This window comes from Escherichia sp. MAL-1 (genome assembly GCF_052948035.1).
Genome location: NZ_CM129609.1, coordinates 935,664 through 950,105, shown reverse-complemented (window position 1 = coordinate 950,105; position 14,442 = coordinate 935,664). Strand labels below are relative to the sequence as shown.

The following is a 14,442-nucleotide window of genomic DNA, read 5'->3' as shown; positions in this document are numbered from 1 at the left end:
GCATTTTTTTTGCTGGCGACAAACCCACGTAAAAAGCTCACCGTAGGCGCAAATACCCTCATTTTGATTGCGTTTTACGGAGCAAATAATGTCTAACGTGCAGGAGTGGCAACAGCTTGCCAACAAGGAATTGAGCCGTCGGGAGAAAACTGTCGACTCGCTGGTTCATCAAACCGCGGAAGGGATCGCCATCAAGCCGCTGTATACCGAAGCCGATCTCGATAATCTGGAGGTGACAGGTACCCTTCCTGGTTTGCCGCCCTACGTTCGTGGCCCGCGTGCCACTATGTATACCGCCCAACCGTGGACCATCCGTCAGTATGCTGGTTTTTCAACAGCAAAAGAGTCCAACGCTTTTTATCGCCGTAACCTGGCCGCCGGGCAAAAAGGTCTTTCCGTTGCGTTTGACCTTGCCACCCACCGTGGCTACGACTCCGATAACCCGCGCGTGGCGGGCGACGTCGGCAAAGCGGGCGTCGCTATCGACACCGTGGAAGATATGAAAGTCCTGTTCGACCAGATCCCGCTGGATAAAATGTCGGTTTCGATGACCATGAATGGCGCAGTGCTACCAGTACTGGCGTTTTATATCGTCGCCGCAGAAGAGCAAGGTGTTACACCTGATAAACTGACCGGCACCATTCAAAACGATATTCTCAAAGAGTACCTCTGCCGCAACACCTATATTTACCCACCAAAACCGTCAATGCGCATTATCGCCGACATCATCGCCTGGTGTTCCGGCAACATGCCGCGATTTAATACCATCAGTATCAGCGGTTACCACATGGGTGAAGCGGGTGCCAACTGCGTGCAGCAGGTAGCATTTACGCTCGCTGATGGGATTGAGTACATCAAAGCAGCAATCTCTGCCGGACTGAAAATTGATGACTTCGCTCCTCGCCTGTCGTTCTTCTTCGGCATCGGCATGGATCTGTTTATGAACGTCGCCATGTTGCGTGCGGCACGTTATTTATGGAGCGAAGCGGTCAGTGGATTTGGCGCACAGGACCCGAAATCACTGGCGCTGCGTACCCACTGCCAGACCTCAGGCTGGAGCCTGACTGAACAGGATCCGTATAACAACGTTATCCGCACCACCATTGAAGCGCTGGCTGCGACGCTGGGCGGTACTCAGTCACTGCATACCAACGCCTTTGACGAAGCGCTTGGTTTGCCTACCGATTTCTCAGCACGCATTGCCCGCAACACCCAGATCATCATCCAGGAAGAATCAGAACTCTGCCGCACCGTCGATCCACTGGCCGGATCCTATTACATTGAGTCGCTGACCGATCAAATCGTCAAACAAGCCAGAGCTATTATCCAACAGATCGACGAAGCCGGTGGCATGGCGAAAGCGATCGAAGCAGGTCTGCCAAAACGAATGATCGAAGAGGCCTCAGCGCGCGAACAGTCGCTGATCGACCAGGGCAAGCGTGTCATCGTTGGTGTCAACAAGTACAAACTGGATCACGAAGACGAAACCGATGTACTTGAGATCGACAACGTGATGGTGCGTAACGAGCAAATTGCTTCGCTGGAACGCATTCGCGCCACCCGTGATGATGCCGCCGTAACCGCCGCGTTGAACGCCCTGACTCACGCCGCACAGCATAACGAAAACCTGCTGGCTGCCGCTGTTAATGCCGCTCGCGTTCGCGCCACCCTGGGTGAAATTTCCGATGCGCTGGAAGTCGCTTTCGACCGTTATCTGGTGCCAAGCCAGTGTGTTACCGGCGTGATTGCGCAAAGCTATCATCAGTCTGAGAAATCGGCCTCCGAGTTCGATGCCATTGTTGCGCAAACGGAGCAGTTCCTTGCCGACAATGGTCGTCGCCCGCGCATTCTGATCGCTAAGATGGGCCAGGATGGACACGATCGCGGCGCGAAAGTGATCGCCAGCGCCTATTCCGATCTCGGTTTCGACGTAGATTTAAGCCCGATGTTCTCTACACCTGAAGAGATCGCCCGCCTGGCCGTAGAAAACGACGTTCACGTAGTGGGCGCATCCTCACTGGCTGCCGGTCATAAAACGCTGATCCCGGAACTGGTCGAAGCGCTGAAAAAATGGGGACGCGAAGATATCTGCGTGGTCGCGGGTGGCGTCATTCCGCCGCAGGATTACGCCTTCCTGCAAGAGCGCGGCGTGGCGGCGATTTATGGTCCAGGTACACCTATGCTCGACAGTGTGCGCGACGTACTGAATCTGATAAGCCAGCATCATGATTAATGAAGCCACGCTGGCAGAAAGTATTCGCCGCTTACGTCAGGGTGAGCGTGCCACACTCGCCCAGGCCATGACGCTGGTGGAAAGCCGTCACCCGCGTCATCAGGCACTAAGTACGCAGCTGCTTGATGCCATTATGCCGTACTGCGGTAACACCCTGCGACTGGGCGTTACCGGCACCCCCGGCGCGGGGAAAAGTACCTTTCTTGAGGCCTTTGGCATGTTGTTGATTCGAGAGGGATTAAAGGTCGCGGTTATTGCGGTCGATCCCAGCAGCCCGGTCACTGGCGGTAGCATTCTCGGGGATAAAACCCGCATGAATGACCTGGCGCGTGCCGAAGCGGCGTTTATTCGCCCGGTACCATCCTCCGGTCATCTGGGCGGTGCCAGTCAGCGAGCGCGGGAATTAATGCTGTTATGCGAAGCAGCGGGTTATGACGTAGTGATTGTCGAAACGGTTGGCGTCGGGCAGTCGGAAACAGAAGTCGCCCGCATGGTGGACTGTTTTATCTCGTTGCAAATTGCCGGTGGCGGCGATGATCTGCAGGGCATTAAAAAAGGGCTGATGGAAGTGGCTGATCTGATCGTTATCAACAAAGACGATGGCGATAACCATACCAATGTCGCCATTGCCCGGCATATGTACGAGAGTGCCCTGCATATTCTGCGACGTAAATACGACGAATGGCAGCCACGGGTTCTGACTTGTAGCGCACTGGAAAAACGTGGAATCGATGAGATCTGGCACGCCATCATCGACTTCAAAACCGCGCTAACTGCCAGTGGTCGTTTACAACAAGTGCGGCAACAACAATCGGTGGAATGGCTGCGTAAGCAGACCGAAGAAGAAGTACTGAATCACCTGTTCGCGAATGAAGATTTCGATCGCTATTACCGCCAGACGCTTTTAGCGGTCAAAAACAATACGCTCTCACCGCGCACCGGCCTGCGGCAGCTCAGTGAATTTATCCAGACGCAATATTTTGATTAAAGGAATTTTTATGTCTTATCAGTATGTTAACGTTGTCACTATCAACAAAGTGGCGGTCATTGAGTTTAACTATGGCCGAAAACTTAATGCCTTAAGTAAAGTCTTTATTGATGATCTTATGCAGGCGTTAAGCGATCTCAACCGGCCGGAAATTCGCTGTATCATTTTGCGCGCACCGAGTGGATCCAAAGTCTTCTCCGCAGGTCACGATATTCACGAACTGCCGTCTGGCGGTCGCGATCCGCTCTCCTATGATGATCCATTGCGTCAAATCACCCGCATGATCCAAAAATTCCCGAAACCGATCATTTCGATGGTGGAAGGTAGTGTTTGGGGTGGCGCATTTGAAATGATCATGAGTTCCGATCTGATCATCGCCGCCAGTACCTCAACCTTCTCAATGACGCCTGTAAACCTCGGCGTCCCGTATAACCTGGTCGGCATTCACAACCTGACCCGCGACGCGGGCTTCCACATTGTCAAAGAGCTGATTTTTACCGCTTCGCCAATCACCGCCCAGCGCGCGCTGGCTGTCGGCATCCTCAACCATGTTGTGGAAGTGGAAGAACTGGAAGATTTCACCTTACAAATGGCGCACCACATCTCTGAGAAAGCGCCGTTAGCCATTGCCGTTATCAAAGAAGAGCTGCGTGTACTGGGCGAAGCACACACCATGAACTCCGATGAATTTGAACGTATTCAGGGGATGCGCCGCGCGGTGTATGACAGCGAAGATTACCAGGAAGGGATGAACGCTTTCCTCGAAAAACGTAAACCTAATTTCGTTGGTCATTAATCCCTGCGAACGAAGGAGTAAAAATGGAAACTCAGTGGACAAGGATGACCGCCAATGAAGCGGCAGAAATTATCCAGCATAACGACATGGTGGCATTTAGCGGCTTTACCCCGGCGGGTTCGCCGAAAGCCCTACCCACCGCGATTGCCCGCAGAGCTAACGAACAGCATGAGGCCAAAAAGCCGTATCAAATTCGCCTTCTGACGGGTGCGTCAATCAGCGCCGCCGCTGACGATGTACTTTCTGACGCCGATGCTGTTTCCTGGCGTGCGCCATATCAAACATCGTCCGGTTTACGTAAAAAGATCAATCAGGGCGCGGTGAGTTTCGTTGACCTGCATTTGAGCGAAGTGGCGCAAATGGTCAATTACGGTTTCTTCGGCGACATTGATGTTGCCGTCATTGAAGCATCGGCACTGGCACCGGATGGTCGAGTCTGGTTAACCAGCGGGATCGGTAATGCGCCGACCTGGCTGCTGCGGGCGAAGAAAGTGATCATTGAACTCAATCACTATCACGATCCGCGCGTTGCAGAACTGGCGGATATTGTGATTCCTGGCGCGCCACCGCGGCGCAATAGCGTGTCGATCTTCCATGCAATGGATCGCGTCGGTACCCGCTATGTGCAAATCGATCCGAAAAAGATTGTCGCCGTCGTGGAAACCAACTTGCCCGACGCCGGTAATATGCTGGATAAGCAAAATCCCATGTGCCAGCAGATTGCCGATAACGTGGTCACGTTCTTATTGCAGGAAATGGCGCATGGGCGTATTCCGCCGGAATTTCTGCCGCTGCAAAGTGGCGTGGGCAATATCAATAATGCGGTAATGGCGCGTCTGGGGGAAAACCCGGTAATTCCTCCGTTTATGATGTATTCGGAAGTGCTACAGGAATCGGTGGTGCATTTACTGGAAACCGGCAAAATCAGCGGGGCCAGCGCCTCCAGCCTGACAATCTCGGCCGATTCCCTGCGCAAGATTTACGACAATATGGATTACTTTGCCAGCCGCATTGTGTTGCGTCCGCAGGAGATTTCCAATAACCCGGAAATCATCCGTCGTCTGGGCGTCATCGCTCTGAACGTCGGCCTGGAGTTTGATATTTACGGGCATGCCAACTCAACACACGTAGCCGGGGTCGATCTGATGAACGGCATCGGCGGCAGCGGTGATTTTGAACGCAACGCGTATCTGTCGATCTTTATGGCCCCGTCGATTGCTAAAGAAGGCAAGATCTCAACCGTCGTGCCAATGTGCAGCCATGTTGATCACAGCGAACACAGCGTCAAAGTGATCATCACCGAACAAGGGATCGCCGATCTGCGCGGTCTTTCCCCGCTTCAACGCGCCCGCACTATCATTGATAATTGTGCACATCCTATGTATCGGGATTATCTGCATCGCTATCTGGAAAATGCGCCTGGCGGACATATTCACCACGATCTTAGCCACGTCTTCGACTTACACCGTAATTTAATTGCAACCGGCTCGATGCTGGGTTAATGACTCGTCCCGTCACGATCTTCAGCAATATGCTGAAGCATCGTGGCGGTATAACGATGATTTCTGATTGAATAAAGATATTCCTGCATATACATCGGCCTGTGCGGTGCATCAAAATATTTCAGCGTTGCCGGATTCACCAGTCGCCAGGCAAAATGCGGGATCACCGTCAGAAAATGTCCGCGCTCCACGGCGCTGATTTTGGCCATAAAACTGTAGGGACGATAAATAATGGTTGGATTGATCCCACAAGGTCGCATATTCGCATCAATCATTGCTTCGAAGTTGGCCCGGTTCTGAAAGCGCATTTGTAGCCAGGGCAGCTCCTGAAGCAGCTCTTGCTCTTGTCGCTCTTCATAACGGCGAGAAACGAGAAAGCCTAATCGCAGCGGTGGTAGTTCACTGATAGTCAGGTTTTCCAGTTCCTGAACTCGTGCAGATACATGCTGTGGGGAGATAATAAAATCTAACTGGCGGTCAAAAAGATTATCGATAACGCCATTTTCGCTGAACTCAACTGGCTGGGCGGTCACGCCTTCATACTTATCTCCGAGACTAATCAACTGATCGAAAATAATTGTCGGATAAGTATTATCTATGCCAATCACAATTTCTCGTGAACGACGCCCTGAGTTATGGATTTCATTATCAATCGCAGAAAGCCGTTGATAAACCGGGAACAGTTTTTGATACAGTTCCTGTCCGGCTTTATTGAGGCTGATATTATTATCTTTGCGGGTAAATAGCGTATAGCCAATTTGTTCTTCCAGCGCGGCAATGCTTTTACCAAATGGCGAAGCCGTCATATGGATTTTTTCTGCCGCCCGGGCAATATTATTGGTTTGCGCTAATAAAATGAAATTGCGCATCTTTTTCGAAATAAAAATGTCCATCCCCCTCCCCCGCATCCTTGTCCGCTTAACCGTTTCAGTCAGCCTATCCTTGATGAAACCGCGAGCAAAGATAGGTGATTACGTCATGGTTTTACAGAAAATTACAGAAAAAGGAGGCAATATCGGGTAAAGGCATTAGCCCGACGAATACGTCGGGCTACAAATATTATTGTGCTGCAGGTGTTTTAGCGGGTTGTTGATCCACAGGTTCTAACTGGAAGACCACATCGACCTGATCATCAAACTGAATAGCGGCCTGCTCGTAAGTTTCCTGGGCGGACACCGGCGCGGCATCGGCTTTCATCATCCGCACCATTGGGCTGGGCTGATAGTTGGAAACATGGTAGCGCACGCTATATACCGGCCCCAGTTTACGATGAAAGCCGTTCGCCAGTTCCTGCGCCTGATGAATCGCGTTATCAATCGCTGCCTTACGCGCTTTGTCTTTATAGGCATCCGGCTGCGCCACGCCCAGCGACACAGAACGAATTTCGTTAAGACCCGCCTTCAGCGCGCCATCCAGCAAGGAATTCAGTTTGTCTAACTGACGGAGCGTGACTTCCACCGTTCTCACAGCGCGGTAGCCTTTAAGGATACTTTTACCATCCTGATAATCATAATCTGGCTGGGTGCGTAAGTTCGCTGAGCTGATATCTTTTTTCGCGATCTGATTGAGTTCAAGGAAGGAAATGTATTGTGCGACGCGCTCATCTGCCTGTTTCTTGGCAGTAGCGGCATCCTTCGCGGCCACGTTAACTTCAATCGCAAGAGTGGCAATGTCTGGCACCGCATCCACGCTTGCCGTACCGGAGGTGACAATATGCGGTCCATCCGGCAATTCGTTAGCCTGCGCTGCCATCCCGCTAATACCCATTAATGCCGCCAGGGCGATAACTTTGAACTTCACGTTAGTCTCTCCGTGTTAATTGACTTGCCCAAAATTCAGGACCTCTGGAGGCAAGCTTAGCGCCTCTGTTTTATTTTTCCATCAGATAGCGCCTAACTGAACAAGGCTTGTGCATGAGCAATACCGTCTCTCGCCAGCTGCAAGGCAATAAACCACATAACACATCCCACAACCAGATTGATAATGCGCTGTGCTTTTGCCGTGCGCAGACGCGGTGCCAGCCAGGCTGCGAGAAGAGCCAGACCAAAGAACCACAGGAAAGAGGCGCTAATTGTCCCGAGTGCAAACCAGCGTTTTGGTTCCACATCAAGTTGCCCGCCAAGGCTGCCCAGTACAACAAAAGTATCCAGGTAAACATGCGGATTCAGCCAGGTCACTGCCAACATGGTGGCGATAATTTTCCATCTGCCTTGCTTCATGACTTCGGCGCTGGCTAACTCAATATTACTGCTCATTGCTGTTTTAAAAGCGCCAAAACCATACCACAGCAAGAAGGCTACGCCGCCCCAGGTGACCAGCGCCAGCAACCACGGCGACTGCATCAATAACGCGCTGCCACCAAAAATCCCGGCGCAAATCAGGACCAAATCGCTGATAGCACAAAGTAAGGCAATCATAATGTGGTACTGACGACGTATGCCCTGATTCATCACAAAAGCATTTTGTGGACCGAGCGGTAGGATCATAGCCGCCCCAAGTGCAAGACCTTGAAAGTAATAAGAAAACACGTTGGATATTCCGAATTAAGTATCTGATGCAGAGACTATATCGCGGGATTGTTATTAGCGGAAATTGATAATATTAATTGGCAATCAGAAAAAGTAATAAGAGAGAGGCCAGAGAGTATTATCTGGCCTCAGCGTTGATTACGCAGCTTTGTCTTCTTTCACCCGCTTAAAGTTCACATCCATTTGCGGGTACGGGAAGCTGATACCGGCGGCATCAAATTCACGTTTAATACGCTCCAGCACATCCCAGTACACGTTTTGCAGATCGCCGCTGTTGCTCCAGACGCGGACCACGAAATTAATCGACGATGCACCAAGTTCGTTCAGGCGCACAGTCATTTCGCGATCTTTCAAAATGCGATCTTCAGACTGGATAATATTGGTCAGGATCTGCTTAACCTGATCGATATCGGAATCATACGCCACGCCAATAATAAATTCGTTACGGCGAACTGGCTCGCGGGAGAAGTTAATAATATTTCCGGCAATAATTTTACCGTTCGGAATAACGATAATTTTACCGTCTGCAGTACGCATGGTGGTGGAGAAAATCTGCACACTCAGCACAGTACCGGCTACGCCGCCCAGGTCAACATATTCTCCGGCACGGAACGGGCGGAACATGACAAGTAACACGCCAGCGGCCAGGTTAGACAGTGACCCCTGCAAAGCCAGACCAACAGCTAAGCCTGCGGCACCGAGTACAGCAATGACTGACGCGGTTTGTACACCCACGCGTCCCAGTGCAGCGATTAGCGTAAAGGCGATAATACCGTAACGGACTAATGCAGAAAGAAAATCAGCAACAGTGGCATCGATTTTACGGGAGATCATCAGGCGATTCACCGCGTTGGAAATCATCCGCGCGATAATCAAACCAACGATGATGATCGCGAGTGCCGCCACGATGTTTACTGCATAACTTAGCAGCAGCGCCTGGTTAGCTACCAGCCAGCTTCCCGCGCCGTTTATGCTATCGACAACATTCAAATCTTCCATTCAATATTCCTTTTCAACTGACTCAAAATGGAGAAATACACTCCGCCGCCTTATGACGGGCAGTCTGACAAGGGTAAACAATAAAGCATAATTTTGCCAAATAGATCACAGATTTCTCATCTGAATCACCTTGCTTTTGGCGAAAAAATCCCCGCAGAGCGGGGCTCAGACAGATATCAATGTGCGCTTTGTCATGCCGGATGCGGCGTGAACGCCTTATCCGGCCTACAAAAACCTGCAAATTCAATATATTGCAGGATACGTGTAGGCCTGATAAGCGTAGCGCATCAGGCAATTTTGCTTTTGGCGAAAAAAAGACCCGCAGAGCGGGCCTTGAGATAAGCAGAAAGGAATATCTTACAGAACGTCGATCGCGTTCAGTTCCTGGAATGCTTTCTCCAGACGAGCGATCATCGAAGTCTGACCGGCACGCAGCCATACGCGCGGATCGTAGTATTTCTTGTTCGGCTGATCTTCGCCTTTCGGGTTACCCAGCTGACCCTGCAGATAAGCTTCGTTCGCTTTGTAGTAGTTCAGAACGCCTTCCCAGGTTGCCCATTGGGTATCGGTATCGATGTTCATTTTTACTACGCCGTAGCTTACGGAGTCTTTGATTTCCTGAGCAGTAGAACCGGAACCACCGTGGAATACGAAGTTCAGGCTGTTGTGCGGCAGGTTGTGTTTCTTGGAAACATATTCCTGAGAATCACGCAGGATGGTCGGAGTCAGAACCACGTTACCCGGCTTGTAAACACCGTGTACGTTACCGAAGGACGCTGCGATGGTGAAACGCGGGCTGATTTTGCTCAGTTCGGTGTATGCGTAATCAACGTCTTCCGGCTGGGTGTACAGTGCAGAAGCGTCCATGTGGCTGTTGTCCACGCCGTCTTCTTCACCACCGGTGCAACCCAGTTCGATTTCCAGAGTCATGCCGATTTTGGACATGCGCTCCAGGTATTTAGAGCAGATTTCGATGTTCTCTTGCAGAGATTCTTCAGACAGGTCGATCATGTGAGAAGAGAACAGCGGCTTACCGGTAGCTGCGAAGTGTTTTTCACCCGCGTCCAACAGACCGTCGATCCACGGCAGCAGTTTCTTCGCGCAGTGGTCAGTGTGCAGGATAACCGGAACACCATAATGTTCAGCCATCTGGTGAACGTGATGCGCACCAGAGATCGCGCCCAGGATAGCAGCACCCTGCGGAACGTCAGATTTCACGCCTTTACCAGCGATAAAGGAAGCACCACCGTTGGAGAACTGAACGATAACCGGCGCTTTAACTTTAGCAGCGGTTTCCAGTACGGCGTTGATGGAGTCAGTACCGACGCAGTTTACTGCTGGCAGTGCGAAGTTGTTTTCTTTTGCTACCTGGAAAACTTTCTGTACGTCATCACCAGTGATTACGCCAGGTTTTACGAAATCAAAAATCTTAGACATGTCTCTTGTCCTGTATCGTCGGGCCTTATACTCGTCATACTTCAAGTTGCATGTGCTGCGTCTGCGTTCGCTCACCCCAGTCACTTACTTATGTAAGCTCCTGGGGATTCACTCTCTTGTCGCCTTCCTGCAACTCGAATTATTTAGAGTATGAAAAATTGCGTGCTCTAAAAGCGCGCTGAAACAAGGGCAGGTTTCCCTGCCCTGTGATTTTTTACTTCTTAGCGCGCTCTTCGAGCATCGCTACTGCAGGCAGTACTTTACCTTCCACGAATTCGAGGAATGCGCCGCCGCCAGTGGAGATGTAGGAGATTTTGTCAGCAATGCCGAACAGGTCGATTGCTGCCAGAGTGTCGCCGCCGCCAGCGATGGAGAACGCTTCGCTGTCTGCGATAGCGTTAGCCACGATTTCAGTACCTTTGCGGAAGTTCGGGAATTCGAACACGCCAACCGGACCGTTCCACAGAATGGTTTTCGCATTCTTCAGGATTTCAGCCAGTTCCTGAGCGGAAGCATCACCGATATCCAGGATCTGCTCGTCAGCTTTCACATCGTTAACAGATTTCAGGGTAGCCGGTGCAGTTTCAGAGAACTCGGTTGCTACGCGAACATCAGACGGAACCGGGATGTTGCAGGTGGTCAGCAGACGTTTAGCTTCGTCAACCAGGTCAGCTTCGTACAGGGATTTACCCACATCGTGGCCTTGTGCCGCGATAAAGGTGTTAGCGATACCACCACCAACAATCAGCTGGTCAGCGATTTTAGACAGGGAGTCCAGAACGGTCAGTTTGGTAGATACTTTAGAACCACCAACGATAGCCACCATCGGGCGAGCAGGTTCTTTCAGTGCTTTACCCAGCGCGTCCAGTTCAGCTGCCAGCAGCGGGCCTGCGCACGCAACGTCAGCGAATTTACCGATACCGTGAGTAGAAGCCTGCGCGCGGTGAGCAGTACCGAATGCGTCCATTACGAACACGTCACACAGTGCAGCGTATTTTTTGGACAGGGTTTCGTCGTCTTTCTTCTCGCCTTTGTTGAAGCGAACGTTTTCCAGAACAACCAGTTCACCTTCAGCAACGTCAACGCCGTCGAGGTAATCTTTAACCAGACGAACCGGGTTAGACAGTTTGTCTTTCAGGTAGTTAACAACCGGCAGCAGAGAGAATTCTTCGTTGTACTCGCCTTCGGTAGGACGACCCAGGTGGGAAGTTACCATCACTTTTGCGCCTTGTTTCAGGGCCAGTTCGATGGTCGGCAGAGAAGCACGGATACGCGCGTCGCTGGTTACTTTCCCGTCTTTTACTGGTACGTTCAGATCCGCACGGATAAATACACGTTTCCCAGCAAGATCCAGATCGGTCATCTTAATTACAGACATGGTGAATCCTCTCGTTGATTCTAAAAGTTTTGCAGACGCTGCTTGCGTCTTACCTGAAAGCAACAGTAGCCATAGCTAACGTCGTGTCGAGCATTCGGTTAGCAAAGCCCCATTCGTTATCGCACCAGACCAACGTTTTGATCAGGTGTGCGCCACTGACCCGGGTTTGGGTGCCATCGACAATGGCACTGTGCGGATCGTGGTTAAAATCTACAGAGACCAACGGCAATTCCGTATAGTCAACTATACCATGAAATGCACCTTGTGCTGCTTTTTGCAGCAACAGGTTGACTTCATTGGCTTTTACAGGTTTCTTCACCGTCACGCTTAAATCGATTGCCGTCACATTTATGGTTGGCACACGTACCGCAATCGCTTCAAAGCGATCGTTAAATTGCGGAAAAAATCGTGTGATACCGGCGGCCAGTTTAGTATCGACCGGAATGATCGACTGGCTGGCTGCCCGGGTGCGACGCAGGTCAGGATGGTATGCATCAATAACCTGTTGATCGTGCATGGCGGAGTGAATTGTGGTCACAGTGCCGGACTCAATACCGTACGCATCATCTAACAATTTGATGACGGGAATTATGCAATTCGTGGTACAGGAAGCGTTAGAAACGATGCGGTGTTCCGCACGAAGTTGATCCTGATTGACGCCGTAAACAACGGTCGCGTCGAGATCGTTACTGCCAGGATGTGAAAAGAGCACTTTTTTGGCCCCGGCGGCAATATGCGCTTCGCCATGCTCGCGGGAGCCATATACGCCGGTGCAGTCGAGGACTACATCAACGCCAAGTTCACGCCAGGGGAGCGATTGCAGTGAACGTTCATGCAATACGCGGATGGCGTCATCACCAACAAAAAGTTGATCGCGTTCCTGTCGTACTTCCCATGCAAAACGGCCATGGCTGGTGTCATATTTCAACAAATGCGCCATGCCCGCAGCATCCGCCAGTTCGTTGATTGCCACCACGGTAATTTCCGCCCGGCGTCCGGATTCATACAAAGCACGAACCACATTACGCCCGATGCGACCGAAGCCATTTATCGCTACGCGTACGGTCATAGATCTCCTGCAAGGTTTTCCCTGAGCAAATTTGCCAGACAGAGTAATCCAGCAAATCGTCCGGGGAAACCTTACCTGTCGCAAACTGCGACTGATTGGTTAATTGTCGAACATTTAATCGACTGAAACGCTTCAGCTAGGATAAGCGAAACGTGGAATAAAAGGAATGTTTGTCCAGCCGAAGAAGACATTTATCTGACTCACATCACACTTTTATCCCCTTTTGTGGGAAGCTTTATTCCAGGCTGGCGTAATAATAACCCTACAATAACTGGAATAAATTGTCAGCTTGTGAAGTGATACCGGCCTTCTTCAGTCATCTCTACTATCAGATTGGCCTGACGGCTATTCATCAGCACACGCTCGACATTGGGGCCATCGGTGCGGGCATAAAATGCTTCGGCTACTTGCCGCGTTAATCCTCCCGCAATTTTACGACTAATCAAGCGCTCCCGCAGAATTTGAGCAGGTGCATGAATAAAAATAGAAAAATCGCAGAAAGATGCCAACTCCAGCCACTTTTCATCATCCAGTAACAACCAGTTTCCTTCGACGATGACGAGTGGTGCGGTAACGTGCAACGCATCTTCAACAGGATCATGCTTTTGTCGATCGTACTGCGGCCACGTACAATCCCCTTCCACGACCTGGCGCAGATTTTCCGTCAGTTTCGCAACGTCAAATGTCTCTGGTGCGCCTTTGAAGGGGCGCAATTGATGCGCATCCAGCCAGCTATTGTAATGGTGAAAACCATCCATCGGGAGCGTCTGAATAGCGGGCAGTTCCGGGTCTTGTTGCGCGAGATATTCCCAGAAGGTGGTTAGGGTTGATTTACCCGTCCCCGGCGGAGCGCAAAGAAAAACCACCGTACGCCGCTGCGGATTTACCGTCTGTAAGGCCGCCAACATGTGCAGCAACGGTTTATGTACATTTTCAATCTCTTCGTTCTGGTACTGTGCCTGTATCTTCAGCCCATTCACCGTTAATTCAATTTTCACGGCGTTAATTCCTTTAAGGTGGTCGTTACTGCCAGCGTCAGCGCCGTTTTGACCATTCCGCTAAAACGCGCCTCTGACCAGACGGCGAAATCGGCGAACTTCATCGCTTTCAACGCGTCATAGAGCGTCGCATTGCAGGTTATGCTATTGACGTTGCTGATAAAATCCCAGGTCATGTCATCGGCAAATCCGGGCGTTTCATCCTGTTCGTTCAGGTAATGCCAGAACTGGGAAAAATGCGTGATATCGGCGTACAACCATTTATCCATTTTCCCCAACGCATAAATCAAACGCAGTGCAACATCAATATCGTCAAGCGGGCCGCTTTGGGCGAGTAACGGCTTCACTGCATATTCCACGATCTCTTCATCGTTATCGACAAACAGCGACGGCAGAAACTGGCGTATCCCCTGGAGCAAAATGGTATGCGCAGTTTTCATAAATGAAAATAAATTGTCCTGTGCATCCAGTTGCTCAAGCACATCATCTTCTGTCAGCGTCGCCATTGGTCTTC

General features: G+C 51.0%; 13 protein-coding genes. 4 read left to right on the top strand and 9 right to left on the bottom strand.

Features of this window, described 5'->3' with window-relative positions; translation table 11 throughout:
• Positions 1-88 precede the first annotated feature (88 nt).
• From scpA to scpC, 4 genes are read left to right on the top strand one after another with little or no spacing between them, the layout of a single operon-like run.
• Positions 89-2,233, top strand: coding sequence for a methylmalonyl-CoA mutase (scpA, locus tag ACU8XX_RS04685; RefSeq protein ID WP_000073223.1), 2,145 nt, complete (start codon positions 89-91; stop codon positions 2,231-2,233).
• Positions 2,226-3,221 carry a methylmalonyl Co-A mutase-associated GTPase MeaB gene (gene meaB, locus ACU8XX_RS04680; RefSeq protein WP_000606525.1) on the top strand — a complete coding sequence of 332 codons (996 nt, stop codon included), beginning with the start codon at positions 2,226-2,228 and terminating at the stop codon, positions 3,219-3,221. Before scpA ends, meaB begins: the two co-directional genes overlap by 8 nt.
• A gap of 10 nt (positions 3,222-3,231) precedes the next feature.
• Positions 3,232-4,017 carry a methylmalonyl-CoA decarboxylase gene (gene scpB, locus ACU8XX_RS04675; protein ID WP_000122080.1) on the top strand — a complete coding sequence of 262 codons (786 nt, stop codon included), beginning with the start codon at positions 3,232-3,234 and terminating at the stop codon, positions 4,015-4,017.
• A 23-nt stretch (positions 4,018-4,040) separates the two neighbouring features.
• The gene (gene scpC / locus ACU8XX_RS04670; RefSeq protein WP_000449965.1) at positions 4,041-5,519 is read left to right on the top strand and encodes a propionyl-CoA:succinate CoA transferase; all 1,479 of its coding nucleotides are present in this window, start codon (positions 4,041-4,043) and stop codon (positions 5,517-5,519) included.
• Here scpC and srsR read toward each other — a convergent pair.
• The 9 genes from srsR to fumE all read right to left on the bottom strand — a co-directional run bounded on the left by srsR (position 5,516) and on the right by fumE (position 14,434).
• Positions 5,516-6,412, bottom strand: a complete 897-nt coding sequence (gene srsR / locus ACU8XX_RS04665) for a LysR family transcriptional regulator SrsR (RefSeq protein WP_000350807.1) — start codon at positions 6,410-6,412, stop codon at positions 5,516-5,518. The two genes, scpC and srsR, sit on opposite strands and share 4 nt — an antisense overlap.
• A 166-nt stretch (positions 6,413-6,578) precedes the next feature.
• Positions 6,579-7,319: an oxidative stress defense protein gene (locus ACU8XX_RS04660; RefSeq protein WP_000669834.1), complete on the bottom strand. Its 741-nt coding sequence runs from the start codon at positions 7,317-7,319 to the stop codon at positions 6,579-6,581.
• 92 nt (positions 7,320-7,411) lie between these two features.
• The gene (gene argO / locus ACU8XX_RS04655) at positions 7,412-8,047 is read right to left on the bottom strand and encodes an arginine exporter ArgO (RefSeq protein ID WP_000493352.1); all 636 of its coding nucleotides are present in this window, start codon (positions 8,045-8,047) and stop codon (positions 7,412-7,414) included.
• A gap of 138 nt (positions 8,048-8,185) precedes the next feature.
• Complete coding sequence (gene mscS / locus ACU8XX_RS04650) at positions 8,186-9,046, bottom strand: small-conductance mechanosensitive channel MscS (RefSeq protein ID WP_000389818.1); 861 nt, start codon at positions 9,044-9,046, stop codon at positions 8,186-8,188.
• Positions 9,047-9,403: 357 nt separating this feature from the next.
• On the bottom strand, positions 9,404-10,483 hold the full coding sequence (gene fbaA / locus ACU8XX_RS04645) for a class II fructose-bisphosphate aldolase (RefSeq protein WP_000034372.1): 1,080 nt from the start codon (positions 10,481-10,483) through the stop codon (positions 9,404-9,406).
• A gap of 214 nt (positions 10,484-10,697) precedes the next feature.
• A complete protein-coding gene (gene pgk / locus ACU8XX_RS04640) occupies positions 10,698-11,861 on the bottom strand; it encodes a phosphoglycerate kinase (protein ID WP_000111269.1) in 1,164 nt (387 codons plus the stop codon).
• Between the two features lie 49 nt (positions 11,862-11,910).
• Positions 11,911-12,930, bottom strand: coding sequence for an erythrose-4-phosphate dehydrogenase (gene epd, locus ACU8XX_RS04635; protein ID WP_000218480.1), 1,020 nt, complete (start codon positions 12,928-12,930; stop codon positions 11,911-11,913).
• A gap of 284 nt (positions 12,931-13,214) precedes the next feature.
• The gene (locus tag ACU8XX_RS04630; RefSeq protein WP_000687705.1) at positions 13,215-13,928 is read right to left on the bottom strand and encodes a nucleoside/nucleotide kinase family protein; all 714 of its coding nucleotides are present in this window, start codon (positions 13,926-13,928) and stop codon (positions 13,215-13,217) included.
• Positions 13,925-14,434 (bottom strand): fumarase E, encoded by a 510-nt coding sequence (fumE, locus tag ACU8XX_RS04625; protein WP_000224146.1) that lies wholly within the window; start codon positions 14,432-14,434, stop codon positions 13,925-13,927. The genes ACU8XX_RS04630 and fumE overlap by 4 nt, the downstream gene beginning before the upstream one ends.
• Positions 14,435-14,442: the final 8 nt, after the last annotated feature.